Annotated in this window: 22 protein-coding genes; 17 read left to right on the forward strand and 5 right to left on the reverse strand. The window is 61.4% G+C overall.

Features of this window, described 5'->3' with window-relative positions; translation table 11 throughout:
* Window positions 1-32: 32 nt before the first annotated feature.
* From DL86_RS13425 to ruvA, 8 genes are all read left to right on the forward strand, one after another.
* Window positions 33-1,211 (forward strand): hypothetical protein, encoded by a 1,179-nt coding sequence (locus DL86_RS13425; RefSeq protein ID WP_036262420.1) that lies wholly within the window; start codon window positions 33-35, stop codon window positions 1,209-1,211.
* Entirely contained in the window at window positions 1,211-2,359 is a 1,149-nt protein-coding gene (locus tag DL86_RS13430; protein WP_036262422.1) for a HupE/UreJ family protein, read from the forward strand. Before DL86_RS13425 ends, DL86_RS13430 begins: the two co-directional genes overlap by 1 nt.
* A gap of 420 nt (window positions 2,360-2,779) precedes the next feature.
* Entirely contained in the window at window positions 2,780-4,312 is a 1,533-nt protein-coding gene (gene otsA / locus DL86_RS13435; protein WP_084572918.1) for an alpha,alpha-trehalose-phosphate synthase (UDP-forming), read from the forward strand.
* Window positions 4,313-4,808: 496 nt separating this feature from the next.
* Window positions 4,809-8,069 carry a maltose alpha-D-glucosyltransferase gene (gene treS, locus DL86_RS13445; protein WP_036262429.1) on the forward strand — a complete coding sequence of 1,087 codons (3,261 nt, stop codon included), beginning with the start codon at window positions 4,809-4,811 and terminating at the stop codon, window positions 8,067-8,069.
* Window positions 8,070-8,425: 356 nt separating this feature from the next.
* A complete protein-coding gene (rpsT, locus tag DL86_RS13450) occupies window positions 8,426-8,692 on the forward strand; it encodes a 30S ribosomal protein S20 (RefSeq protein WP_036262493.1) in 267 nt (88 codons plus the stop codon).
* A 941-nt stretch (window positions 8,693-9,633) separates the two neighbouring features.
* Complete coding sequence (dnaA, locus tag DL86_RS13460; protein ID WP_051953411.1) at window positions 9,634-11,181, forward strand: chromosomal replication initiator protein DnaA; 1,548 nt, start codon at window positions 9,634-9,636, stop codon at window positions 11,179-11,181.
* Between the two features lie 157 nt (window positions 11,182-11,338).
* Window positions 11,339-11,881 carry a crossover junction endodeoxyribonuclease RuvC gene (gene ruvC / locus DL86_RS13465; protein WP_036262439.1) on the forward strand — a complete coding sequence of 181 codons (543 nt, stop codon included), beginning with the start codon at window positions 11,339-11,341 and terminating at the stop codon, window positions 11,879-11,881.
* A gap of 141 nt (window positions 11,882-12,022) precedes the next feature.
* Window positions 12,023-12,640, forward strand: coding sequence for a Holliday junction branch migration protein RuvA (ruvA, locus tag DL86_RS13470; RefSeq protein WP_036262441.1), 618 nt, complete (start codon window positions 12,023-12,025; stop codon window positions 12,638-12,640).
* 3 nt (window positions 12,641-12,643) lie between these two features.
* Here ruvA and tsaD read toward each other — a convergent pair whose 3' ends face one another.
* Window positions 12,644-13,702, reverse strand: coding sequence for a tRNA (adenosine(37)-N6)-threonylcarbamoyltransferase complex transferase subunit TsaD (gene tsaD, locus DL86_RS13475; RefSeq protein ID WP_036262444.1), 1,059 nt, complete (start codon window positions 13,700-13,702; stop codon window positions 12,644-12,646).
* A 316-nt stretch (window positions 13,703-14,018) separates the two neighbouring features.
* Between tsaD and hemC the strand changes: the two genes are divergently transcribed.
* From hemC to DL86_RS13505, 6 genes are read left to right on the forward strand one after another with little or no spacing between them, the layout of a single operon-like run.
* On the forward strand, window positions 14,019-14,939 hold the full coding sequence (gene hemC, locus DL86_RS13480) for a hydroxymethylbilane synthase (RefSeq protein ID WP_036262447.1): 921 nt from the start codon (window positions 14,019-14,021) through the stop codon (window positions 14,937-14,939).
* Window positions 14,940-14,943: 4 nt separating this feature from the next.
* Complete coding sequence (locus tag DL86_RS13485) at window positions 14,944-15,702, forward strand: uroporphyrinogen-III synthase (protein ID WP_051953414.1); 759 nt, start codon at window positions 14,944-14,946, stop codon at window positions 15,700-15,702.
* 31 nt (window positions 15,703-15,733) lie between these two features.
* Window positions 15,734-16,933, forward strand: a complete 1,200-nt coding sequence (locus DL86_RS13490) for an ABC transporter substrate-binding protein (RefSeq protein ID WP_051953416.1) — start codon at window positions 15,734-15,736, stop codon at window positions 16,931-16,933.
* Window positions 16,934-16,956: 23 nt separating this feature from the next.
* On the forward strand, window positions 16,957-17,931 hold the full coding sequence (locus tag DL86_RS13495; RefSeq protein ID WP_036262498.1) for a YVTN family beta-propeller repeat protein: 975 nt from the start codon (window positions 16,957-16,959) through the stop codon (window positions 17,929-17,931).
* Between the two features lie 9 nt (window positions 17,932-17,940).
* Window positions 17,941-18,720, forward strand: coding sequence for an ABC transporter ATP-binding protein (locus DL86_RS13500; protein WP_051953417.1), 780 nt, complete (start codon window positions 17,941-17,943; stop codon window positions 18,718-18,720).
* Complete coding sequence (locus tag DL86_RS13505) at window positions 18,717-19,592, forward strand: ABC transporter permease (RefSeq protein WP_084572914.1); 876 nt, start codon at window positions 18,717-18,719, stop codon at window positions 19,590-19,592. The genes DL86_RS13500 and DL86_RS13505 overlap by 4 nt, the downstream gene beginning before the upstream one ends.
* A 44-nt stretch (window positions 19,593-19,636) precedes the next feature.
* Here the strand turns inward: DL86_RS13505 and DL86_RS13510 are convergent, their stop codons facing one another.
* A complete protein-coding gene (locus tag DL86_RS13510) occupies window positions 19,637-20,032 on the reverse strand; it encodes a c-type cytochrome (protein ID WP_036262450.1) in 396 nt (131 codons plus the stop codon).
* Window positions 20,033-20,137: 105 nt separating this feature from the next.
* Here DL86_RS13510 and DL86_RS13515 point away from each other — a divergent pair, with 105 nt between their 5' ends.
* The 3 genes from DL86_RS13515 to DL86_RS13525 are packed head-to-tail and all read left to right on the forward strand — an operon-like array spanning window position 20,138 to window position 22,715.
* Window positions 20,138-21,274 carry an ABC transporter substrate-binding protein gene (locus DL86_RS13515; RefSeq protein WP_245276374.1) on the forward strand — a complete coding sequence of 379 codons (1,137 nt, stop codon included), beginning with the start codon at window positions 20,138-20,140 and terminating at the stop codon, window positions 21,272-21,274.
* A gap of 6 nt (window positions 21,275-21,280) precedes the next feature.
* Complete coding sequence (locus DL86_RS13520; protein ID WP_036262503.1) at window positions 21,281-22,018, forward strand: ABC transporter permease; 738 nt, start codon at window positions 21,281-21,283, stop codon at window positions 22,016-22,018.
* Window positions 21,987-22,715, forward strand: a complete 729-nt coding sequence (locus tag DL86_RS13525; protein WP_051953419.1) for an ABC transporter ATP-binding protein — start codon at window positions 21,987-21,989, stop codon at window positions 22,713-22,715. The genes DL86_RS13520 and DL86_RS13525 overlap by 32 nt, the downstream gene beginning before the upstream one ends.
* Window positions 22,716-23,228: 513 nt before the next feature.
* Here the strand turns inward: DL86_RS13525 and DL86_RS13530 are convergent.
* From DL86_RS13530 to DL86_RS13540, 3 genes are all read right to left on the reverse strand, one after another.
* Entirely contained in the window at window positions 23,229-23,603 is a 375-nt protein-coding gene (locus DL86_RS13530) for a twin-arginine translocation signal domain-containing protein (protein WP_162180437.1), read from the reverse strand.
* A gap of 252 nt (window positions 23,604-23,855) precedes the next feature.
* Complete coding sequence (locus DL86_RS13535) at window positions 23,856-24,635, reverse strand: DUF502 domain-containing protein (protein WP_036262454.1); 780 nt, start codon at window positions 24,633-24,635, stop codon at window positions 23,856-23,858.
* A 1,054-nt stretch (window positions 24,636-25,689) separates the two neighbouring features.
* Window positions 25,690-26,298, reverse strand: coding sequence for a L,D-transpeptidase (locus DL86_RS13540; RefSeq protein WP_051953423.1), 609 nt, complete (start codon window positions 26,296-26,298; stop codon window positions 25,690-25,692).
* Window positions 26,299-26,640: the final 342 nt, after the last annotated feature.

The following is a 26,640-nucleotide window of genomic DNA, read 5'->3' on the forward strand; positions in this document are numbered from 1 at the left end:
CCGTCCCAGAAAGGGGACGGCGAGCTTGGAGTATGGCTCTTTTGGCGGCGGGTGTATTGCTTGCGGGCGCGCCAGTAAACGCCGCTCCCTATCGGCCAACCGACGATGAGGCTGTCCTCGCCACTGTCCCGCCGGCGTCCGTTCCAAATCAGTCCGAATTCCGCAGCTCGCAAAAGAAACTCACCGAGAATCCCAACGATCTCGCGACCGCCGTGGAAGTCGCCCGCCTCGCCATCCGCGAAGGGAAGGCTGGCGCGGACCTCCGCAGTTTTGGCCAGGCGCAAGCCGCGCTTGGCCCTTGGTGGTCCCAGGGAGAGCCGCCGGCGTCGGCGCGCCTGCTGAGGGCGGTGATCCGCCAGAACCTGCATGATTTCGCCAGCGCCGAGGCCGATCTCAACGCCATCCTCGCCATTGATCCGCAGAATGGGGAGGCGCGTCTCACCCGCGCCTTCGTTCGACAAACCATCGGCGCGCTCGATGCCGCCAAAGAGGATTGCCGCAAGCTTCCCTCGAGCGTCCGGCCCTTGGAGGCCGCTATCTGCCTCGCCGGGGTCGAGACCGCGACCGGTTCGTCGGCAAAGGCGCTAGAGCGGCTAGCCGAAGCGCTTGCGGCAGACGAAGCCGTTGCCGCCGACGCAAAGGCCAAACCCGAAACCCGGCGCTGGGCGCAAGCCCTGGCGGCGGACGCCGCGTCGGGCCTTGGCCTGACCGAGGAGGCCAATCGGCGTTTTTCCGACGCCGCCGCCAATAGCGATGACGTTCCAACGCTCGTCGCCTATGCCGATTATCTGCTCGACGCCGGTCGGCCGGCGGAGGTGCTGACGCTGCTCGCCGATCGCAGCGACGCCGATGTCGTGCTCTTGCGGCTCGCGATCGCAGGCAAGGCGGTGGGCGATCCGCGGGCGTCCCGATGGGCCAGCGTGCTTGGCGAACGCTTCGCCGCCGATCGGGCCAATAAGGTGGCGATCCATCAGCGGGAAGAAGCGCGCTTCGAACTCGAGGTCAAAGGCGATCCCGCAACGGCGCTTGCGCTGGCGGAGGCCAATTGGAAAGCGCAGAAGGAGATCGCCGACGCGCGTCTCGTCCTGCAAGCGGCTCTCGCCGCGAGGGATCGCGCCGCCGCGGCGGATGTTCTCGGCTTCATTAAGGCGACCGGCCTCAATGACATTCGGATCAAGTCGCTCCAGGACCAGATCGCGGAGAAACGCTGATGAACCGCTCTATTGCCTGGCTTTGCACGGCCGCCGTTCTTTTTTGCGCGTCCATTTTCGCCGCTACGCGCGCCGAGGCGCATGCGCAAAGCTACGGGTTCTTGCGCGTGAACGTGGGCGACCATCAGGTTTCGGGGCAACTCGAACTGGCGTTGCGCGACCTCGACCTTATCTTGGACCTCGACGCCAATGGCGACGGCAAATTGACCTGGGGCGAGGTGCGCCAGCGCGAGGAGGAAATCGGCGCCCTCGCCGAGGAAAATCTCTCGATCGGGCCGATCGAAGCCCCATGCAAGCTGGTTCCCGAGCCCATCAAGATCGATGCGCGCGGCGGCGAAAATTACGCGATTATTCCCTTTACCGGCCAATGCGGGGAACTCGGGGACCGGATCACCGTCGCCTATGATCTGATGTTCGAGGCCGACGCGCAGCATCGCGGACTGGTGAATGTCACCAAAGGCGAACAAGGCCGCTCCAATGTGATGACGCCGGACGCGATGTCCGCGGTTTTCGACTTTGGATCCGAAAGCAGCCTCGTCGTTTTCAGAGCTTTCGTCGCTCATGGCATGCACCATATCTGGACCGGCTATGATCATATGCTGTTCCTGATCACGCTGCTGCTTTCGGCGGTGGTTATTCGATCGAATAAGCGGTGGATCCCGGTCAAGACGCTCTCCAGCGCCCTCTGGGCGACGGTGCGGATCGTCACCGCCTTTACAGTCGCCCACTCGATCACCTTGACGGCGGCGGTCTTCAACATTGTGGAATTGCCCTCAAAACTCGTCGAATGCGTCATCGCCGCTTCGGTCGCGATCGCTGCGTTCAACAATCTCTTTCCGGTCGTATCCCGGCGGATATGGGTTGCCGCTTTCGTCTTCGGGTTGATGCATGGATTTGGCTTCGCCAACGCGCTGACCGATCTTGGACTGCCTCCGGGCGGCAAGGCCGTGGCTCTCCTCGCCTTCAACGTCGGCGTGGAGTTGGGGCAGCTCGCCGTCGTCGCGGCCGTCCTGCCGATCCTGTTCTGGATGCGGAGGACAGTCTTCTACACGCGGGTGGCGCTGCCGGTGGGGTCGCTCATCATCGCGATCATCGCCATCCTCTGGTTGATCCAAAGGGCGACCGACACGACCATCATCTTCGGCTGAGTCGCCGCTTGAGCGCTTTCCGGTCGAATGGAGTCATTTGATCGATCGGAAATCGCTCCAGTGTCTAAAGAGTCCAAGCATATTCTCGTCGAACAGATTGAACCAATCTGTTCGGAATACGCGCTAAGGGCGAGCCTCCAGAACCGATGCGGGGCTCGATGAGGGAAGGGTGATTCGAATCGCCCTTGTTCGCCGGCGCAAGTCGCCTCGAAATCCCCCGAGATCAGAATCTCGAGAAGCAATTCTTAAATTATTTCAACGGCGGGCACATTGCCCAGCCGTAACTTTGCCATTGTTGTTTCCTAATATAGACAAATAGATCTGGTTAATGTGGGAACCATTCTAGGTGTCAAGCAACCATTGTTTCGATGAGGCGTTGTCAACCCGAAGTCAGTGTAAGCAATGGAGGTGGTCGCGCTCATGGTTCATCTCGAGCTCCTGTACAAGCCGGTCACGGTAAATCGCAATGAATCGGGCGGTAGACTGGTCGTAGTATCGAACCGCGTGCCTGCGCCGACTTCGTCGACCGAACCGTCCGCGGGAGGACTTGCCGTTGCGCTCCATGCCGCGCTCAAGATGCGAGGCGGCGTCTGGTTCGGTTGGTCGGGGAAAATCAGCCAGGAGGCGGAGCCTGCGACGCAAGCGCGAAGCTTCGGGCCGATCAGCTATGCGCTGACGGACCTCTCCCGCCGGGATCTCGACGATTATTATCATGGCTTCGCCAACCGGGCGCTTTGGCCGATTTGCCACTACCGCCTCGACCTCGCCAATCTGTCGGCGCGCGCCGCCGCCGGATACTTCAGGGTCAACGAGCAGTTTGCCCGGCGGCTGGCCAAGCTGTTGCGGCCGAACGACGTCGTTTGGGTGCATGACTATCATTTGATCCCGCTGGCAAGCTTTCTGCGCCAGATCGGCTGCGCCAACCGGATCGGGTTTTTCATGCATATCCCTTGGCCAGCGCCCGACATCGCCGCCGCGCTTCCCGCCTATGACCGCATCCTTCGCGCGTTCTCGGCCTATGACCTCGTCGGCTTCCAAACGCCTTCCGACGCGGAAAACTTCCGCGATTGCCTCGTTCAAGCCAAGGCCGGACGCGTCGTCGGCGAGGACTGGTGCGAGGCCTATGGCCGGAGGTTTCAGGTCGATGCTTTTCCGATCAGCATTGACGCCGAAGCCTTCGCTCAGGAGGCGCGCGTCGCTGAAAAGAACATCGTGGTCAAACGCATGCGCGCCAGCCTCGAAGGCCGGGAATTGATCATCGGCGTCGACCGGCTTGACTATTCAAAGGGCATCAAACAGCGAGTCGAAGCGTTTTCCACTTTCCTTGAACATTCGCCGCAGGCGGCGAGGTCTCGCGTGACAATGCTGCAGATCACGCCGAAGTCGCGCTCCGAGGTTCCCGAATACGCCAAGATCCAGCGCGAGTTGGCCGAGCAGGTTGGCCATGTCAACGGTAAATGGGGCGATGTCGACTGGACGCCGCTGCGCTATGTCAACAAGGCGATGAGCCAATCGGCCCTCGCCGGCCTCTATCGAATGGCCAGAGTTGGCCTCGTCACGCCGTTGCGGGATGGCATGAATCTGGTCGCAAAGGAATATGTCGCGGCCCAATCGCCGGAAAACCCCGGCGTTCTCGTCCTGTCGCAATTTGCCGGCGCCGCGCAGGAATTGAAAACCGCGCTAATCGTCAACCCATACGATATCGAGGCGACCGCGGCCGCCATCGCAAGAGCCTTTGCAATGTCGCTCGAAGAACGTCAGGATCGCTGGGGCGCCATGATGGAGGCGCTGCGCTGCAATAGCATCGGCAATTGGGCCGCGCGCTACCTTCAGGCGCTCGGCGGCGAAACCGATCTGGCGGAGCCCGAGGGTTTGCTGGCGACGCCAGAGGCGATGGGAACAGCCGAGGCCTGGAGCGCGCCCGCGCCGGTTTGGACGACGCGCGGGCATTAGGGCGCGACTCCTGAAGCGCCCTTACGATTTGGCGGCTTCCCAAAGCTGCTGTAACTATTCGTCCTCTTGCGTGTTCTTGACGGATCCACTTGCGGCCTTGCGGGCGATTGCCGCAGAGCGCGACGCCTCCGAGCGAAATCGAACGCGCGCCCTATCTCAATTCAAGCTGAAGCGTCGCACCCTCAGTGTTTGGGTGCAGGATTCTGGGATCGCCGCAGGCTCCTGCAACCGCAAATTCCCTTCGGCTTCGTTTTCCCCGAGAGCGTCGGCGGTTTATTGGCCCTGGCCTAGACCGCTGATTGCGCCGCTTGGCGCCGCGGCGATTCTCCGTCATGATTTTAAACTGCGATTCCGCATTCTTGGCTATGATTCTTGGCCGGAAAGGGCCGTATGTTTAGGCGCGGACGATCGTCGGCATCGGATCTCACCCTAAGCTGATCTATCTCCTTGGCGGCCCCTCCCTCCGCGTGCGGCCCGCCCATAGGAAACTCATCCCATGATCCATCGCAATGACATGCAATGGTATCGCGACGCGATCATCTATCAGTTGCACGTGAAATCGTTTTTCGATTCGGACAATGATGGCGTCGGCGATTTTGGCGGCCTCATTCATAAGCTCGATTATGTGAAGGATCTCGGCGCGACCGCGATCTGGCTGATGCCTTTCTATCCCTCCCCGCTCCGCGACGACGGATATGATATTTCCGACTATCGGGGCATCAATCCGACCTATGGCGGGCTCCGCGATTTCAAGCATTTCGTGCGGGAGGCGCATCAGCGTGGCCTGCGGGTCATCACCGAACTCGTCATCAACCATACCTCGGACAAGCATCCCTGGTTCCAGCGCGCCCGCGCCGCAAAGCCGGGCTCCGCCGCGCGCGCCTTCTATGTCTGGGCCGGCACGGATCAGGGGTATAGGGACGCGCCGATCATTTTCCTTGATGCGGAGAAGTCAAACTGGACCTGGGACGAGGAAGCCAAGGCCTACTATTGGCATCGTTTCTACGCGCATCAGCCGGACCTGAATTTCGACAATCCACGCGTTCTCGAAGCCGTGCTCGACGTGATGCGCTACTGGCTCGACATGGGCGTCGACGGGCTGCGGCTTGACGCCGTTCCCTATCTGATCGAGCGGGAAGGCACGACGTGCGAAAATCTCCCCGAGACCCACGCGATCGTCAAGAAGATCAGAGCCGCGCTCGACCTCCGCTATCCGGACCGCATGCTGCTCGCCGAAGCCAATCTATGGCCGGAAGAGACTGCGCAATATTTCGGCCAAGGCGATGAATGCCATATGGCTTTTCATTTTCCGCTCATGCCGCGCATCTATATGGCGCTGGCGCAGGAGGATCGCCATCCGATCACCGACATCATGCGGCAGACGCCGGAAATTCCAGAGGGGGCGCAATGGGCGATCTTCCTGCGCAACCATGACGAGATGACGCTTGCGACGGTGACGGATAAGGAGCGCGACTATCTGTGGTCCTTTTACGCCGCCGATCGGCGCGCCCGGATCAATCTGGGCATTCGCCGCCGCCTGGCGCCTTTGCTCGAAAACGACCGGCGGAAGATCGAGCTTTTGAATTCGCTGCTGTTTTCCATGCCGGGCGCGCCAGTGATTTATTATGGCGATGAGATCGGCATGGGCGACAACATCTACCTTGGCGATCGCGACGGCGTGCGCACGCCGATGCAATGGTCGGTCGATCGCAATGGCGGCTTCAGCAGGGCCGATCCGGCCAGGCTTTTTCTGCCCGCGATCCAGGATCCCGTCTATGGCTTCAACGCGGTCAATGTCGAGGCCCAGCTCGCCAGCCCATCGAGCCTCCTGACCTGGATGCGGCGCATGATCGCGGTGCGCCGGTCGCATCTCGCGTTCGGGCGCGGCGGCTTGCGCTTTCTTTACCCGGCGAACCGGAAGGTTTTGGCCTATCTCCGGGAGATAAAGGACGAGCGCATTCTCTGCGTCGTCAATGTGTCGCGCGCGCCGCAGGCGGTGGAGCTCGATCTTGGCGAGTTCAAGGGCGCCGCGCCAGTCGAACTCACCGCGGGCAGTCTGTTCCCGCCGATCGGCGCGCAACCTTATCTTCTGACGCTGCCGGCCTATGGTTTCTTCTGGTTCAGGCTGGAAAGCGTGGAGGCGAACAAGGATCAATTCGGTTTTCAACCCGCGCCGGAGCTATTTACGCTAGTCATCACCGGCAAGCTCGAAACGATTTTCTCCGGCCGCGAACTGATCGCCTTCGAGCGCACTGTCGCGCCGCGATATCTGACCTCCCGGCGCTGGTTCCACGCTCAAGGAACGCCGATCCATAGCGTCTTCGTGAAGGATTTCGCGGTGCTTCGCGACGGCGGAGAGGGTCGTTTCGTTCTCCCCTTGCTCGACGTTCATTTGGCTGGCGGCCAGGTCGAGACCTATTTCACGCCGCTTACGGCGGAGCAGGAGCGCGAGGATCAGCCAGCGCTCGCCTTTGCCGTCGCCAAGCTGCGGCGCGCGGCAATCACCGGCCTGCTTTACGATGCCGGCTCCAGCCGGCAGTACGGCGTCGCCATGCTGGAGGCGCTCCGGCGCGGCGACAAATTGGCCTCGAACCGGGGCGGCGCCATCGTCTTCGCTCCAACTCATCGGCTTGTCGATGAGCCGGCGGTCGAATCCGCCGACGTCTATCCCATCGGCGCCGAACATTGCGAGTCGGCGCTCGTCCTCGGCAATCGCATGATGCTGAAAATCTATAGGCGATTGCAGATCGGCGATTCTCCAGAGGTCGAGATCGGGCGCTTTTTGACCGAAGTCGCCCATTTCGCCAATACCCCTCCCGTGCTCGGCGTCGTCCAGCATGTCGATGGCGCAGGCGCCCGCGCCACGCTGGCGATCCTGCAGACCTTCGTGCGTTGCCAGGGCGACGCCTGGACCTGGACGCTCGAGGCCTTGAAGCGCATTTTGGAAGCGCACGCTCTGGCGCCGGCGCAAGATGATGAATCGCCGCCGGAAAGCTTTTCAACCTATGTGCCGCATATGCGGCGGCTGGCCTCGCGCACCGCGCAAATGCATCAAGCGCTGGCGACCCCTACCGAGGAACCCGCCTTCCGGTCCGAAGCCCTGACCCTCGCTGACGTAATTCAGGAGGCGGAAGCGGCAAAAGACGCGGCCGAGCGCGCCTTCGAGCGATTGGAGCGCATCGACGCCGCAAGCGACGAGGCCAGAGCCGGGGCCAAGCGGCTTTTGGCGCGGCGGCTAGAATGTCTCGGTTTGATCGACGCCCTGGCCAAAGAGCCGCTGGGCGCGATCAAGATCCGCATTCACGGCGATTTTCATCTTGGCCGGGCGCTGGTCGTCAACGACGACGTGATCATCGTCGGTTTCTCGGCCAATTTTTCACGGTCAATCGAAGGCGGGCGCGCCAAGGCATCGCCCTTGCGCGACGTGGCGAACATGCTCCGCTCCTTTGCCTATGCCGCGACCGTGGCCAAACGCGATATCGCGCGGCTGTTGCCGGACCCGACGTCGGCCGCGACGAAACTGAGCGAGCAACTTGTCGAATTCTCCCGGATTTTCGTCGAGGCCTATATGGAGGGAACCCGCGACACTCCGGTCTGGATAGAGGATCAGGCGACGCGACGGCGCCTGCTCATCCTCTACCTCCTCGAAAAAGCGCTGCAGGACATTAATGACGAAGCCGATCGGCGTCCGGACTGGATCGAAATTCCCATCGACATCGTGAACGCGGTCCTCGATCATGCCGCGAAGACCCATTAGAGCGCTTCCCGATCAGATGGCGCCATCCGATCGGGAAGCGCTCTAATTCAATGATTTGGAGCAGGTTCTCATGAGACATCGGATATATCCGATGTCTCAATATCGAAGAAGTCGATCAACTTTTTAAGACCATGCTCTAAGGATGTCGGGACAAAGTCTCCCGGCGCCCGCGGCCTCCGCCCTCCATCGGTCATGGCGGGTCCGGCGCAAAAGGCGAAGCGGCGAGGCTGAGCGGCCTTCTCCGGCGTTGACGGGCGGGAGCGTTCGTGATTATAAGCACGACCTCTCGGGCTTTGGCCGGCCGCTCTTCGCGGCGACGGCTATCTATGACAGCCCTCGTTCAGGAACCTGTTTATATGGCGAATACATCCTCGGCCAAGAAGGCCGTCCGTAAGATCGAGCGTCGCACCAAGGTGAACAAGTCGCGCCGCAGCCAGATGCGCACTTATGTTCGCAAGGTCGAAGAGGCCATCGCCTCCGGCGATTCGGACGCGGCTTTCGCGGCTCTGCGGGCTGCGGAGCCTCTGGTCATGCGGGCTGCGCAAAAAGGCATCGTGCATAAGAATACCGCGTCGCGCAAAGTATCGCGGCTCAATCGGCGGGTTAATGCTTTAGGCAAGTGATAAAAGCCGGTTGATGGCGTAAGAGTTTTTTCAATCAAAGCCCGGCGTCAGTCGGGCTTTTTCTTTGCGTTGCAGCAAAAAAATGCGCCTCGCGCGATCGCCCCCTTCTAAGCGGCACGATTCGCGTCGGACATCTATTTTCCATGCAACTCAACAGCTTGTCGCTAAAGGACGGGTCGAAGCTGCGGCTCCGGCGCTTTGGCGCCAGGTCGCGGCCGGTGGACAAGTTTTTTTGGCCCAAGCGGGAGGCGTCGGAACCCATTTTTCGGTCCCTTTTCCGGGCCGTGGATTCGCGGGAAATCAGGCGTTTAGGTCGGTCCGACTGGTTTGCTTCGGAGGACCCCGGACGACGGCGCGCCGTCAACATGAATTTTTCGTTAAGGGACGCCTTGCGGAGGCCGGGCCCTATGTTAAGGTCTTGGTGCGGTTGGGATGCGCGTGACGAAGAGTTGAAGGCGCGTTGCCGACGCAATTTCCGGTTTTTTTGAAATAAGGCGCGTAAAAGCGCGGCGTTCGCCTGTGCAAATGGCATGGGAGCATCTGTGCGTAAGGATTTCGTTACGAATTTTCTCAACTGAATCTATTAAGGCGACACCCGTTTCTTTAAGTTGCATGTGATTGTAAGTGCAGATTTGACGATTGTTTTGGTTCTTGAAATGAGGGTCCGTGCTTTACAATGCGGGGGCCAAAGGGGGACTGTGGCCGTGAATCTGTTTGTCCGTTATCAGCTTCAATTCTCGCGTGCATCAAATTTTGAGCCTGCGCCTGCGGAAGCGGCATATTGGGCGACGGCGCGGCATCGCTGGCGCGCTCGAGGCTAGGTCTCGCGCGCCTCGCGGATTCCCATCTCATCACGACATCTTATCGGCGCCGCGATTCAGCGGCAGCCGTTGTTTGCCTCGATTCATAGAAGAAGAGCGATGCTGGATTGGTGTGGACACATGAACGATCCTCGAGATCGGGGCGAATCGTTCGCTCCTCGCAACGTCGCAACCAAAGAAGAAGCATGGATGCGGATCTGTCGGCGCCTGCGCGCCGAACTCGGCGACGATGTTTTCTCCTCTTGGTTCGGACGACTCGAGCTTGATGGCCTTTCGGAGCCGAACGCCTATCTTTCCGTGCCGACCAAGTTTTTGAAGAGCTGGATTCAGTCGCATTACGCAGACAAGATCTTGCCGGCGCTCACAGCTGAATTTCCCGAAATCAAGCGGTTGTCGATTACGGTTCGCTCTTCGAGCCGGCCGCCGCGCCCAGACGCGCCGGCCGGCGCGTCTGGGCGCGGCGATTACGTCTCGGCGATCGGCGCGCATGGGAACGACGAAAAAAGCGCCGCATCCTTTGGGGCCGCCTGCGAAGGCGCTCCAGCCGCGCCAAGACCGTCTTCAGCGCAAAGGACCTTCGAGCGCGCCGCGCGGACCTCGTCCGATGCCGGCGACGCTGACATCATCGCCGGTTCGCCGCTCGACCGGCGCCTGAATTTCTCGAGTTTCCTCGTCGGCAAGTCCAATCAGCTCGCCCATGCCGCCGCGCAGAAGGTGGCGTCGGCGACGGCGGAAGATTCGCTCCTCTATAATCCGCTTTATCTCCATGCTTCGGTGGGGCTGGGCAAAACGCATCTCCTTCAAGCGGTCGCGCATGCCGCCTCGGCGGGAACGCGGCGCGTCATCTATCTGACCGCCGAGCGCTTCATGTATGGCTTCGTCTCGGCCCTCAAGGCGCAGACCGCTATCGCCTTCAAGGAAAAGCTGCGCGGCATAGATGTCCTGGTGATCGACGATGTCCAATTCCTGCAAGGCAAATCGATTCAACAGGAATTCTGCCACACGCTGAACGCTTTGATCGATGCGCGGCGGCAGATCGTGATCGCGGCCGATCGTCCGCCGGCGGATCTCGAAAGCCTCGACGAGAGGGTTCGCTCGCGTCTTGCCGGCGGCCTTTGCGTCGAAATGGGAGGGCTCGACGAAGCGCTCAGAATCAAGATTCTCGAAGCGCGGATCGGCGCGGCCAAAACGGCGCATCCGAATTTCGAAGTTCCGCCCGCCGTCATGGCCTATGTCGCAAGCGTCATTCAGACCAATGGCCGCGATCTTGACGGCGCCGTCAACAGGTTGCTCGCCCATGCATCGTTGAATGGCGCGCCGCTCGGAGTCGAGACCGCCGAACTCGCGATACGCGATCTGGTGCGAACGCATGAGCCGAAACGGGTCAAGATCGAAGACATCCAGAAACTCGTCGCCAGCCATTTCAATGTGAGCCGCGCCGATATCCTGTCCTCGCGGCGAACCGCGAATGTGGTGCGCCCGCGCCAAATCGCCATGTATCTTTCCAAGGTGCTGACCTTGCGATCGCTGCCTGAAATCGGGCGGCGGTTCGGCGGCCGAGACCATACGACAGTGCTCCATGCGGTGCGCAAGATCGAGGGCCTGACTACGAGCGACGGAAGCTTGTCGGAGGAGCTCGAGCTCTTGAAGCGCATGCTCATGGAGTGATGATAATCGTCGCTTGAGCATTTTCGAGCGAAGTGGGCCCCGGTTCGCGTTAAGAAAACGCGATGAAACAAAGAGCTAAAGCTGCTTTCTGATTCTTGCGGATTTGCAAGCGCTCTTGCGCTCCCCATTGGCCGCCATCCGGGTTAGGCTGGCGGCTATGCAGCACGCAGCGATTCGCATCCTCGGCATCGATCCCGGGCTCCGCAACATGGGTTGGGGCGTGATCGAGGTTTCGGGCTCGCGGCTCGCCTATGTCGCCAGCGGCCTTGTTCATTCGAACGAGAAGGCCGCGCTGGCCCAGCGTTTGCGCCAGCTCTATGAAGGTCTTTTGGCGGTGATCGCCGCTCACGAGCCTCAAGAGGCGGCCGTCGAGGAGACTTTCGTCAATCGCGATCCGCAATCGGCCCTCAAACTTGGCCAGGCGCGCGGGATAGCGCTTGTGGCGCCGGCGCTCGCCGGCCTGCCGGTCGCCGAATATGCGGCCAATCTGATCAAGAAGACCGTCGTTGGGACCGGCCATGCCGAAAAAGCCCAGATCGCCATGATGGTGAAATTTCTTCTGCCCTTGAGCGAGGCCAAGAGCGCCGACGCGGCGGATGCGCTCGCGGTGGCGATCACTCATGCGCAGCTTCGCATGAGCCGCAAATGGTCCGACGCCCCCGCCATCCGCGATGGGCGCTCGAAAGGCGCGGCGTTGTGATGAGCGGCGCGCCGGCGAGAGCGCTCCGGCTCCTTCGGTCGGCGCATTTTCCTGCCGAAGCCTCAGTCACGCCGTGCTTGAGAATGGTTTTTAGGGGAGCCTTCATATCGAAGGACCTCCGCAACTCCGGCGATCCGCGCGATGATCGGCAAGCTTAGAGGCGTCATCGATTCCAACGGCGAGGATTTCGTGATCCTCGACGTCAATGGCGTCGGCTATATCGTGCATTGCTCCAGTCGCACCTTGCAGAGATTGCCCCGGCCAGGCGAGCCGGCCTCGCTCGCCATAGAGACGCAAGTGCGGGAGGATTCGATTCGGCTCTTTGGCTTCGCCTCGGAAGCGGAGCGCGAATGGTTCCGGCTCTTGCAATCCGTGCAAGGCGTCGGGGCCAAAGTGGCCCTCGCGGTTCAGAGCATTTTGGAGCCCTCGGACCTCGCCGCCGCGATCGCGCTTCAAGATAAAGCGGCGATCTCGCGAGCGCCAGGAGTCGGACCGAAACTCGCCGCGCGCATCGTTGCGGAATTGAAGGACAAGGCGCCCGCGATCGGCGCGGTCGATCCCGCATTTTTGCGCGCGGCCGGCGCCGATGACGCCAAAGCCGCTTCCGGCGCAGCAAATGACGCGATTTCGGCGCTGGTCAATTTGGGCTATGGCCGGCCGCAGGCGGCGGCGGCGGTGGCGGCTGGCGTCGCCGCGTTAGGGGAGGACGCGCCAACCGCCGCGCTGATCAAGCGCGGGCTGAAGGAATTGGCGCAGTGAGGTTCAGGCCTTGCCGTTATGCGCGGCTTCCGCATTGGCGTCGAGCGGCCAGCGCGGCCTCGCTGCAAAAGTCATGTCGTCGGTGAGGCCGAGGGACAAGCGCTCCAGTCCCGCCCAGGCGATCATCGCGCCATTGTCGGTGCAGAGCTGCGGCGGCGGCAAGACGAGCCGCAGCCCGCTTTCGCCGCAAAATCGCATCAAGGCCCGGCGGATGGCGCCATTGGCGGCGACCCCGCCCGCCACCACCATGGCGTTGGGAGCGCCGACCGTTTCACGAAACAGCCGCAAGCCCGCGCGCGAGCGATCGATGATCGTATCGACCACCGCGGCCTGGAAGGAGGCGCAAAGATCGGCGACGTCGGTCGGGGTCAAAGCGGCGATGCGCTGCGCCTCGAGACGAACGGCGGTTTTGAGGCCGGAAAGCGAAAAGTCCGGCTTCGCCCTGCCGAGCATGGGGCGGGGAAGATCGAAGCGGGTGGCGTTGCCTTCCGCCGCGACTTTTTCGACCTGCGGTCCGCCGGGATAGGGAAGGCCAAGCATTTTGGCGACCTTGTCGAAGGCTTCGCCGACGGCGTCGTCCACGGTCGAGCCCAGACGAAGATAATCGCCGACGCCTTTGATGGCGACGAGCTGGGTGTGGCCGCCGGAGACGAGAAGAAGCAGATAGGGAAACGCGAGTTCGTCGGTCAAGCGCGCCGTCAAGGCATGCGCCTCGAGATGGTTGACCGCTATGAAGGGCTTGCGGCTCGCCAAAGCCAAGGCCTTGGCCGTGGTCAAACCGACGATGACGCCGCCGATGAGGCCTGGTCCCGCCGCCGCCGCGACGCCGTCGAGATCGGCCAATTTGACCCCGGCGTGTTCGAGTGCGCGTTGAACCAGCCGGTCGATGACTTCGATATGCGCGCGCGCCGCGATCTCCGGCACGACGCCGCCATAGGCGGCATGTTCGGCGATCTGGCTCATGACCTCATTCGAGAGAATTTCGCCCGCTCCGCCCGGCTGCAGCCGGACCACGGCGGCGGCGGTTTCATCGCAAGTCGTTTCAATGCCGAGAACGAGCATGGGCCCCTTTCAAAGTGGTTCCTCTCGAGCGTTTTCGCGATTATGAGTACCGCGACAGCGCTTCGATTTTTCTTTGCCGCATTTTCATGCCAATCGGCGTCGGCCTCGCTCGCGGCCGGCCTCGGCTCCAACCCTTTAGAACCTGAGCGATTTCCGTTCGATCGGATGAGTCCATCGAACAGGAATCGCTCCAGGGATGCGATCGAGCTTGAACGACTGATGGCGTCCAACATCGGCCGCATTATTTTCCATCCTATAGAGCCATCCTGTCCATTAAGGAAACCCGTCGATTCTTCACTCCAGCTCACCACAGGACCTGACGATCGCGTTCAAAATTGGGACGCGCGGCAGCCCCTTGGCCCTCGCCCAGGCGCATGAGGTCAAACATTGCCTTGGGCTCGCGCATCAAATCGACGCCGACGCGATCGAAATCGTCGTCATCAAGACAAGCGGCGACGCTATTTTGGACCGGTCGCTGAGCGAGGCGGGCGGAAAGGGTCTCTTCACCAAAGAGCTCGACATCGCCTTGATGCGCGGCGAGGTGGACATGGCCGTACATTCCGCAAAGGATCTGCCGACCGTCCTGCCCGCCGAGATCGCGATTGCCGGCTATCTGCCGCGGGAGGATGTTCGCGACGCCTGGATTTCTCCCTGCGCCAGCCATCCGCTCGGCTTGCCGCCGCGCGGCATCGTCGGCACGGCTTCGCTGCGTCGCGGGGCCATGGTCAAGAGGCTGCGTCCCGATGTCTCCATCGCGCTGTTGCGCGGCAATGTCGCGACAAGGCTCGCCAAACTCACGGCGGGCGAGATGGACGCCACGCTTTTGGCGCTCGCCGGCCTCAAGCGGCTTGGCCTCGAAGCTCGCGCGACGGCCGTGCTCGACGCGCGGGAATTTGTCCCGGCGGCGGGGCAGGGCGCCATCGCCGTCACCGTCCGCTCGTCCGATGGCGCGATGCGGGACGTTGTGGCGCCGATGCTCGATGCGGCGACCGGCTCCGCCCTCGCCGCCGAGCGGGCCTTCCTGCATGTGCTCGACGGCTCCTGCAAAACGCCCATCGGGGCCTATGCGCGGATCGAGCAGGGCAGCCTCCTATTTCACGCCATGGTGCTGAAGCCGGACGGGTCGCGGTTTTTTGAGTCGGTTTTGAGCGGGCCGCCGGACCAGGCTGCGGCGCTTGGACAGGCCGCCGGACGCGATCTCCTCGCCCGCATCCCAGCTCATTTCTTCGAGGCCTAGAGACATGCTGGTCTTGCTTACACGCGCCGTGGATGAAGCCGCGCGCACCGCCGCCAAGCTCGCTGAAAATGGCCACAGCGCGATCCTGTCTCCGGTTCTGGACATGGTGCCGACCGGCGCCGAATGGCCGCGCGGCGTCATCGACGGCGTCCTCGCGACCAGCGCGCAGGCCTTCGAATTGTTTTCCGATGCCCCGGATTGGCCGTTGCCGGAAGCCCGCCGCCTCATGCCGCTGTTCGTGGTTGGCGCGCGGACCCTCGACGCCGCCCGCGAACGCGGCTTCGAGGGCGCCGCACTGGTCGCCCCGGACGCGCGGGCCCTCGCGGCGAGCGTAACCGCGCATGTCGCCGCCTCCAGCCGCCTCGTCTATCTCGCCGGACGCGATCGCAAGCCCGACCTCGAGAAAGAGGTTGCTGGGGCTGGAATTGGCGTCGAAACGATCGAAGTCTATGCGGCGCAGGCGGCCGAATCCCTGAGCGAGGAAGCCGAAGCGCTCATCGCGGCGGGAGAAATCGGCGCCGTCCTGCATTATTCGAAGCGCAGCGCGGAAATCTTCGTCGGCCTCGCCCGCCAGTCCGGGCTTGAGGTCGTTGACCTCGTCCATATAGCGATTTCGGCGGATGCGGCGGCGCCACTCCGGCGCGCCCAGTTCAAGGACGTTTATATCGCCGAAGAGCCCAATGAACAGATGATGCTGAGACTGGTCACCGCCCTGGCGGCGCCGCTGAAAGATTTATTCGTCGAACGCAGCGCGAAACCTTGATCGGCGAAGGCCGCGGGATCATCATCCAGCCATGATTTTCACGCGATGCGTTCTTGCGGGCTTCCTCGCCATGACGCTAACGGCGGCCGTCCTGCCGGCGCGGGCGGCGGAGATCGTCAGCGTCAAGGCCGGCTTCATCCGCGCCCCGCATCCCCGCGAGACCATTTCGATCCTCGATATTCCAGCTGATGACGACGGCGTCGCCGGCGCAAGGCTTGCGGTGGAGGATAATAATACGACGGGACGCTTTCTCGATCAGGCCTTTGCGATCGAGGACGTTAGGTTGAAATCCGGCGAGGATCCCGTCGCGGCTCTGAAGGGCCTTGCGGCGGCCGGCGCATCGCTGATCCTGGTCGATCTTCCCGCCGCCGAGACCCTCGCGCTCGCCAATGCGGCCAAGGACGCGGATATTCTGTTGTTCAATGTCGGCGCTCCCGATGAGACGTTGCGCGAGGAAAATTGCCGCGCCAACATGATCCATGTTGCGCCCTCCCATGCCATGCTCGCCGACGGCCTCGCCCAATATCTCGTCTGGAAACAATGGAAGCGCTGGCTTCTGATGAAGGGGTCGCATCCGCAGGACCAACTCTATGCGGATGCGCTGCGGCGCTCCGCGAAAAAATTCGGCGCCAAGATCGTCGATGAGCGGGCCTATGAGGATTTGGGCGGCGGCCGGCGCTCCGATTCCGGGAGCGTGCAGACGCAAAGGCTCGTGCCCGTGGCGACCCAGAACGCGCCGGCCTATGATGTGCTCGTCGCCGCCGACGAAAGCGATGTCTTCGCCAATTATCTGCCCTATCGCACCTTCGATCCGCGCCCGGTCGCGGGTTCGGCCGGGTTGAAGCCGGTCAGCTGGGACGCAAGCCATGAGCAATGGGGTGCGATCCAATTGCAGAACCGCTTCGCGAAACTGGCCGCGAGGCGGATGAACGAGCGCGACAATCAGGCCTGGATCGCGATGCGCATGATCGGCGAGGCCGCCGCGCGAACGCGTTCCAAAGATCCCAAGACCATCCGCGATTATCTGACCGGACCGGATTTTTCCATCGCCGCCTTCAAGGGCCAAAAGCTGACCTTGCGGCGGTGGAACCAGCAATTGCGCCAGCCCATTCTCCTTGGCGATGGCCGCATGATCGTGTCGGTTTCGCCGCAGGAAGGCTTTCTGCATCAAACATCGGAACTCGATACGCTGGGCGTCGATCAGCCAGAGACGAAATGCAAACTGCAATGATTTTTCAGGCGAGGCGCGGCATGATGAATTTTTCTTTGCGCCTTTGCGCGCTTGGCGTTCTGGCGCTGGCCATTTCGTCGCCAGCCGCAGCGTTCACGGCCTATGTTTCGAACGAAAAAGGCAATTCGATCTCGATCATCGACACCGATAAAATGGCGGTAGTCAAGACGGTGAAGGTTGGCCAGCGCCCGCGCGGGATCGCATTGAGCCAGGACGGCGGGCAGTTGTTCATCTGCGCCGGCGACGAGGATGCGATCCAGATCCTCGACACCAGGACGCTTGAAATTATCGGCCATCTGCCGTCCGGCCCCGATCCCGAACTCCTGATCTTGAGCCCAGACGGCAAGCTTCTCTATACGTCGAATGAGAACAACAATCTGGTGACTGCGATCGACGTCGCGACGCGCAAAGCGGTCGCCGAAATTCCGGTTGGCGTCGAACCGGAGGGAATGGCCCTGAGCCCTGACGGCAAGGTGCTCGTCAATACGTCGGAAACGACGAATATGGCGCATCTCATCGACACGCAAACGCGCAAGATTTTCGCCAATGTCCTCGTCGACGCCAGGCCGCGCTCCGCGCAATTTACGCCCGATGGGTCTGAATTATGGGTTTCGGCCGAAGTCGGCGGCACGGTCAGCGTGATCGACGCGGCCAGCCATCAGGTCAAGCAGAAGATCGCTTTCACGATCCCAGGTCTTTCGAAGGAGGCCATTCAGCCGGTCGGCGTGCGGTTCACGCAGGATGGCGCCAAGGCCTTCGTGGCGCTTGGTCCGGCCAACCGCGTCGCGGTGATCGACGCGGCGACGAAACGGATCGAGAAATATCTTCTCGTTGGGCAAAGGGTCTGGCAATTGGCCTTTACCCCGGATGGCAAATATCTCTATACGACCAATGGCGTGTCGAACGATGTTTCGGTGATCGACGTAGCCGCCCTCAAGGTCGTGAAATCGATCGCGGTCGGATCATTTCCTTGGGGCGTTGCGATTGCAAGACAATGACCCAATACAATGACCTCTGTGACGCCTGAAAGGCACAACGGGGTCGCCGCCGCTCTCGAGGTCGAGGGCGTCAGCCATAGCTATGGCCGGCGCAAGGCGCTGGACAATGTCTCCTTCAGCGTCGGGCCGGGCCGTTTCGCCGTGCTGCTCGGCCTCAACGGCGCCGGAAAGAGCACGCTGTTTTCTTTGATCACGCGTCTTTTCGCCGCCCAGTCCGGCGCGATATGCATCTTCAACTGGGACGTTAGCCGCGCGCCTGGCGAGGCTTTGCGCCGCCTTGGCGTCGTCTTTCAGGCGCGAACGCTCGATCTCGATCTGTCGATCTCGCAAAATCTTGCCTATCACGCGGCGCTGCATGGGATTGGCGGGCGCGAGGCCAAACAGCGCGCGCGTGAAGTGCTGGAGCAGGTCGAGATGGCCGATCGCGCCGACGACAAGGCCCGCGACCTTTCCGGCGGCCAGATCCGCCGCGTCGAGATTGCGCGCGCGCTGCTGCATCGCCCGAAAATGCTCCTTCTCGACGAGCCGACGGTCGGGCTCGACATCAGGGCGCGCGCGGATATTCTCCTCCATGTGCGCGGCCTCGTCGCGGGCGAAGGCATCAGCGTGCTCTGGGCGACGCATCTCATCGACGAGATCGAGGCGAGCGACGACGTTCTCGTCTTGCATCGCGGCCAATTGATCGACAAAGGCAATGTTGGCGAAGTCGCGTCCCGCGCCGGCGCAGCGGACATCGGCGCCGCCTTCGCCAAACTGACCGGCGCGGGCAGAGCCGAGGACGCCAGATGACCAACCCGGCCTCGAACGACGCGGCGATCGCCAAGGAGATCGCCAAGGACTTAGGTCTGAAGGGTTTCGGCGCCGCCCAATATGCGATTTGCCTCAAAGGCGTCGTTTGGCGCGAGGCGTTGCGGTTTCTGCATCAGCGCGAGCGCTTCGTCTCGGCGTTGGTGCGTCCGCTGGTCTGGCTGTTCATCTTCGCGGCGGGGTTTCGGTCGGTCCTGGGCGTATCGATCATTCCGCCTTATGACACCTATGTGCTCTATGACGTTTACATCACGCCTGGCCTCATGGCGATGATTCAACTGTTCAATGGCATGCAATCGTCGCTCTCGATGGTCTATGATCGAGAGATGGGCAATATGCGAACGCTTCTCGTCAGCCCGTTTCCGCGCTGGTTCTTGCTGACCTCGAAGCTTGTCGCCGGGGTGGCGGTGTCGCTGCTTCAAGTCTATGCGTTCTTGCTTGTGGCTTATTTCTGGGAGATCGAGCCGCCCTCGCCCTGGGGCTATCTGACGCTCGCTCCGGCGCTCATTCTGTCCGGCCTGATGTTCGGCGCTCTCGGCATGCTCTTGTCGTCGCTGATCAAGCAATTGGAGAATTTCGCCGGGGTCATGAATTTCGTCATTTTCCCGATGTTCTTCACATCCTCGGCGCTCTATCCGCTCTGGCGCGTCAGGGAGGGCAGTCCTTGGCTCGCATTCGCCTGCGAGCTCAACCCGTTCACCCATGCCGTCGAGTTGATCCGCTTCGCCTTTTACGAACAGATCAACCCTTTCGCGCTTGCGGTCGTGCTGAGCGCTGCGATCGTCTTCCTCGCCGCGGCGATCAGGGCCTATGATCCCTCGCGCGGCATGCTGGTGCGGCGCGAGGGGCTTTGAAGCGGATGTTCCGGGCTGGAATGATCCTGCCGGAGCGCTTTCGCCTATTTTTTCTTGCCGGAGGCGTCGAACTGGGCGAGATAGGCGGCGATATTGTCCCTATCTGTTTCCTTCGGCAGTCCGGCGAAGATCATTTTCGTGCCGGCGACCTTGGCTTTCGGGCCCGCGAGGAACTCCTTGAACGTCGCTTCATCCCAAGTCAGCCCCGAAGCCTTCATCGCGTCGGAATAGGCATAATCGGCGGCAGAGGCGGCCTTGCGCCCAATCACGCCGTTCAACTCCGGGCCGACGAAATTCTTGGCGGTTTCGCCGACCTGGTGGCAGACCTTGCACTTCTGATTAAAGAGCGTCTCGCCAGCGGCGGCGTCTGCGGCCAAGGCGCCGGCGGCGGATGCGACCCAAGCAGCAGCGGCGGCCATGCAGACAAATTTGAAATTCATTTCCAGTTTCCTTCCCTTTGTGCGAGGGGCATTCGATAAAGGTCTCGCATGCGGCCTTTGAACCGGGCCGATCTAGCGACCCTCATTATAGCTTACCGAGCAAACATGTATCCTGACAGCATGGCCGAAGACAACCCGAACTCGAAAAGAATCAAGCGCAACCGCGCCGTCATCGGATCGGTCGGCCTATTGGCGGCGCTTTCTTTGTGGGCGCTTGCAGTCCGCAGCCGGGGCTTTTCCGCGCCCGTGGCGCTTTACCTCATTCTCGCGGCATTTTTCAATACCCAAGTCTTGTCGCAAGCCTCGCCCCAAGTCTTGCCTCAAGCCCGGGCCGCCGACAAACTGCGGGTGGCGGCGCAAAAAACCGGAACTTTCGCCTGGGAACTCGGGATCGTCCAAGCGCGCGGCCTGGACCGAGCCGCCGGCCTCGAAATCGAGGTTACCGAGCTAGCGTCTCCCGAAGCCGCGCGGATCGCCCTGATGAGCGGCTCGGTCGACATGATTCTCAGCGACTGGCTGTGGGTCGCCCGCGAAAGAAGCCTTGGCGTCCGGCTCGTTTTCGCGCCCTATTCGAGCGCGCTTGGCGCGGTCATGATTCCCGCCGGCTCGCCGCTCAAGGAAATTGCCGATCTGAAGGGAAAGACGCTGGCGGTCGCCGGCGGCCCGCTCGATAAGAGCTGGCTTTTGCTGCAGGCGCTCGCCCAGGTTTCAAACCTCGATCTCAAGGCGGAGGCGAATGTTGTTTATGGCGCGCCGGCGCTGCTTTATCAAAAAGCCGTGAACGGCGAGGCGGACGCCAATCTGAATTTTTGGAATTTCTGCATTGCGCTCGAAGCGCGCGGCTTTCGGCGTCTCATTGGCATGGATGAGGTGGAGCGGCGTCTTGGCGCCAAGGGACCCGTGTCCATGGTCGGCTATGTTTTCGATGAAAGCCTCGCGCAAAAAAATCCCGCCGCGCTGGCGCGCTTTTTTAAGGTCGCAGCGCAGGCCAAGGAGGCGCTCGTCCATTCCGATGCGGATTGGGCCAAGCTCGCGCCCCGGATCGGAGTCGCCGACCCCGCGCAACTCGCGCTCTATAGGCAAAGCTACGTCGAGGGCGTCCCGCGCCGATCGATCGAGGAGGAAGCGGCCGACGCGCGGGCGCTTTACCGCATCCTTGCGGAGATTGGCGGGCCGGAGCTTGTCGGTCCGGCAAAGGAGCTCGACCCCGGCGTCTACTATCAAGCGCCGTCGGGTCGCTGACCCGTGCTGTTTCGATTGGCGTCGCTGCTGCTTCTGTTGCTGGTCTGGGAGTTAGGATCGAAAATCGCCGGAGCGCGCCTGCTGCCGGCGCCGTTCGAGGTCCTGGTGGTCATCGGCTCGGAAGCGCGCTCGGGGGCGCTTTTCATCAATCTGGCGGCCACGCTCGGCCGCGTCGCGGCCTCTTTCGCGCTGGCGATGGGGCTTGGGACCGCGCTCGGCATGCTCATGGGGCGCAACAAGACAATCGACAATCTGTGCGATCCCTGGCTCATCGTGCTCTTGAACCTTCCGGCTCTGGTGATCATCGTATTGGCCTATATCTGGGTCGGTCTGAACGAAGTCGCGGCGATCGGAGCCGTGGCGCTCAATAAATTGCCAAATACGGCGGCGACGGTGCGCGAAGGGGCCCGCGCCTTCGATGCGAGCCTCGATGAAATGGCGCGGGTTTTCGCCATGCCGCTGCGCACAAGGATCAGACATGTCTTCCTGCCTCAGCTCGCCCCTTATCTCGCGGCGGCCACGCGCTCCGGCCTCTCGCTGGTCTGGAAAATCGTCCTGGTGGTGGAATTGCTCGGGCGCCCGAATGGCGTCGGCTTCGAGATCGGCATCGCCTTTCAACTCTTCGACGTGACCCGGCTTTTAGCCTATGCCCTTCCCTTCGTCGGCCTCATGCTGACGATCGAGACTTTCGTTGTGCAACCGATCGAGCGACATGTCTCCCGCTGGCGACCGCATCAAGTTTGAAATCGCCATCGCGTCCAAGACGCTTCGGACCGCCGCCGGCGCCATGCGCGTCGTGCTGCGCGACGTCGCCTTCAGTTTGAAGGAAGGCGAGGTTTGCGCCCTGCTTGGACCCTCCGGCTGCGGCAAGACGACTTTGCTGCGGATCATCGCCGGCATCGATCGGGATTTCGAGGGCCGCCTCGCCTTGCCCTCCCGCCACAAGATCGGCATGGTTTTCCAGGAGCCGAGACTGCTGCCCTGGCGCAGCGTCGCGGATAATCTGCGGCTTGCCGGGGCCTCGAACGAAACCAGCCTCGCCGAGATCGCCTCGGCGCTCGGCCTCGACCTGCATTTGGATCATTTTCCGGGGGAGCTATCGCTCGGCCTGGCGCGGCGCGTCGCCATCGCCAGGGCCTTCGCCATCAAGCCGGATCTTCTTCTCCTCGACGAACCCTTCGTCTCCCTCGACGCCGCGTTGGCGATGCGCCTGCGCGAAGAATTGATCGCGCTTGTCGAGACGCGCAAGGCGACGACGCTCATCGTCACGCATGACGTCGACGAGGCAATCGCGCTGGCCGATCGCATCATTGTGTTGTCGGCGGCGCCCGGGCGGATCGTCGCCGAGGCGACCATCGAGACGGCCCGCCTCGCGCTGACGCCTGAGCGCGCGGCGGGGGTCAAAAGCGCGCTTCTGGCGCGCATCGCGGCCGCGGCGTGAAGGGGTCGATCCAAATCCAGCTGTTTGCGCGCGCACAAGAGAGATATAGCGGCGCGGTAGCGTCTCAGTTTGAATTTCTGCAATGGGTGGATTTCTGCCTGTCCGCTCCCCGGCCTGCAATTTCGTAACCGGCCATTCTGTCTATGGCGTGGTCGGGCCGAAAACTGCCTGTCTCGTTTTGAGCGAGCGACACGATGATGCGGATCGGATATCAACGCCCGTGGGAGGTTTGGAGGCTGACGACCCAAGTCCGTCGCTCGGGCGCTGATCAGCTCGTCCCGAAACCGGTCGCTGCGCGAACAAATCTACCGGCGGTAGAGCGCCCACTCCGAACGGACCATCTCTCTCGGCGCCACCTGCCGGTTGACGAGAGATCGCGGCCGGGGAAAATACCCGCGAATGTAGCTCCCTGCCGCACGCATCACTTCTCGGCGCTAACTTGCGACTAGCCCATCAACGAGCGCGTGGCTGACAGAAGCCTGGTGCGCCCCGTCCGCCGCTATCAGTAATCTATCAGTAATAAGTACGCCGATGCCAGCGGCGGATCGCGCGCCGTTCATGCCGATAGACGCGACGATTAACGCGACGATTAACGCGACGCCAATGGCCATAATAAGCTTTCTCGACTTGCGCGTGCTCCATGTCTTCCGAGGTAGCGACGCCCGGCTGCGGCGTCAAACCCAGATCATGGTCCGGCGCGGCGAGCGGCGTGAACGAGTTGAAAGCCTTCGCAGGCGCCACTGCTGCCGCCACACCCGCTCCAATGCAAAGCAGTTTCAAGAATGCGCGTCGTTCCATCGCAATCTCCCGAAATTTAGCAGAGATGTCGGGTGCAAAACTCGAGACGGGTGCAAGGGTTCCGCCCGACCTTTTAGCAATTGCTAACATCCTCATTCCGGGCGGAGTTGGAATTGGGCGGCAGTTGGCGTCGCTGAGAAAGTTTGACAGCGCAATCCCGCGTTAATTCAAGCTGTAATGGAGACCCTTGATTCGCTTGACAAGGGAACGCTTATCCACGTCCTTCTTTCAAAGGCGCAAGCGATCGAAGGTTTGAGGCTGACCTTTGCGTCCCACCAAAATAGAGCGCGTGGACGTTGAAATTGGCCTAAATTGGGTCGCCGCTGAATTCGGGGCCGATAGTTAATCGCTTAGGGGGGCTGCGTCGGCGTTCAGATTCTGCCTTTCAAAGGACGATCTTGCCAAGAGATTCGAAAGGCCGCGCCCGGACTGCTCGAGGCACGCGAGTGCGTCTCGGCAAGAAATATTGAGAGGAGTGATGTGGTCGGCGCTGACAATCTGCACCACTCCCGACGAAGGGTCAGGCGCGCCGGGCATAAACACGGCAACTTGGCCATCGTTGAACGCGTCGACAACGAACCCAAGCCGCAATCCACTGTTCATGCGCACCAGGACCGACTTGAGGTCTTCGTTTGTCTTTACCTCCAACCCTGCCAAGCGATCAGCGTATTTACGAACGGCGACGTAGGGGGGCAGTTTGTTTAGGACCTTCTCTTCAAGGAAGGAGGCCGCGTCCTTTTCAATTCTAAATGAACGCAGGAAAAGCCCAGCGGCGAAGGCCACTAGCACAAGCAAAAAAGTCCCTACGACATAAACGGCGAGAACCGCCTCGCCCTTTGAAATTGGCAGCTTTTCCGCGAGTGGCGTCGCGGAATCGACAGCCATCTTGCCCGCCTTGATGACAACGAGAAGAACCGCAGCGAAGGGGAGCAAGAAGACAGCGCCACCGACCACCGTCGTTTTCACAAAGTCGAAAATTTGCCTCATGACACCCTGCGTGCTGGGCGAAACCTGTTTTTCCTTAGAAACGCAAAATATCCGCGCCGATGGGCCCAACCAAGTCTTTAACGAAAATATGTCGGGCTTTTGCCACGGAGCCTCGTGCGCGCCAAAGGGCGTCATCGATGAAGCTGTAGCAAGCGGCTGCAGGCCCTCGCCTGCAGCCGCTTGCTACGCTCGACACTCGCTTTTTGACCCGCCGCGCTCGGCGGCCATCATCTTAGTGGTTCAGTAGCTGTGGCGGCGGACTGTCCGGCGAGCGGTGCGGCGCACCGAACGACGGGCGGTCCCATAAACCGCCTTCTCCACGAAGCTGTTGGACGCAGCGAAGCCGTTGGACGCTACAATTTCCATGCAGGCTCGTGAATAGTTCGCGGGGGCAGCCGCTTGAGCGTGAGCGCCGAGCCCTACTGCTAGCGCCGCACCTAATGCCGCGGCAGCGAATCCATGAACCGTCATCATCCTCATCGCAAACATCCTCCGTTTAAGGCGTTCGTTATTGGCAACGCCTGACACTTTTTGCCTATGAGAGCGCATTTAAAAAGACTGCGCCCGAGTCCTGTCTCCGCCGCAGTCTTGTCGAAGCTTCTGTATCCTTCGCCATCGCTAGACTCTACTCAACAAGTCCCCGCGCGTGGCCGCCGTAGACCTTGCAAGAACAGCCAGTCCCAAGCCATCCCGGCTCATAGAGCAAGCACGTCTTCACGGGAGTCGCGCAATAATTCCCGGAGACCGCAGCGCTTCGGCCAGTCATCAGAGGCGCGGTCCCGAGGGCCGCTAACCCGGTTCCATACCCATAAGGGTAGCCGTATCCGTGCCAGCCAGGGCGCCAGCCATAGTGCCTATAGTGATGCCGATGGTAATAGCGGGCCTGCTCGATCTGTATTGGTGGTGTTATAAGCTTCGAGCTCGATACGCTCATAGGACCGGCTGAAGCGGTCGCGGTGAGCGTGAACAGGGCGGTTCCGGCTACAAGCAAGATGCTTTTAATGTCCATAACACACCTCCTACCAGGCTATTCAACACCTCTTGTAAGGATCAGAGAAAAGACGTCGTTTGATTTGAACGCTTATTTGTATGGTTCGTTCCAGTTTGGCTTGGGAGACCGTCTCACACTCGCGCGTCTCCACATCCCCGTTTGCCCCCGTCAGCTCCATCAAATGCCCGGACTAAACATCTAGCGACCCTGAAATCCAGAAGGAGCGCCAAATAAAGGAGCGAAAAAATCCGAGCGCGGGCTTGCCTGAGCCCCGGCGGTCCCGTACTCGCCGCCCGGGCTAACCCCGGTTACCGTAACATGCGTATTCTCCAGGCCGTTCTCCTTCACCAGCGCATAAAGTGTGGCGGCATTCTTGGGCGAGATGCGCACGCAGCCATGCGAGACCGGCTTGCCAAGATTCCTTACGTCAAAGCTGCCGTGGATGGCGTGACCGTCTTTAATAAAGAAAACGGAATGGGGCATGGGGGCGTTGTCCCACTCTTTGCTATACCAAATTTCGTTCATCGAGGTGGCGGTATAGGTTCCTGACGGAGTTGAATATCCCAGCCGGCCAGTTGACACCGGCCATTGATATTTTCCTACTCCGCCCAAAAAAACGGTCATTGTTTGACTTGTCTTGTCGATGTTGACGAGGACGGCGCCCTTCCTGACGCCGGCGACATCCGCGTTAATCGCTCTGCGGGATCCAGATCCCGCGTGAGCCGTCGCCGCAAAAGAAACCGACGCCGCAGCCATGGCGGCCAACAAAAGTGCAGTTCTCATAGCTTGATTTAAGGGAATCCGCATTCGCGCCTCCGAAGCCGGGGAAATGAGCATACGTCAGGTTTGGGAGAGCTTCCGATCGACGGAGTCGCTCCCATGTGACGGCCGCCTTTTTGCAAGTCGGCAGCGATTTCTAAATTGCCGTGAACGGATCTTCGTTCAGACTGGCATTGAGCTGTCGCGCGGCCGCAGGCGCCACGAGTCCAAGTCTTATCGCGATCCCGGCAATGAGGACGCGAGCCGCTCGCCCCGGAATTCGGCCGATGCGTAGTTGCGACCTCCGCCATGCTCGTCTCCCCAACCGCATGGTGAAGCTGCGCGGCTTTTTGTCAATGCGTCTCAAAGTTCCTGGGTCCGATTTGTGCC

It is taken from the genome of Methylocapsa aurea, assembly GCF_000746085.1.
Classification (GTDB): domain Bacteria; phylum Pseudomonadota; class Alphaproteobacteria; order Rhizobiales; family Beijerinckiaceae; genus Methylocapsa; species Methylocapsa aurea.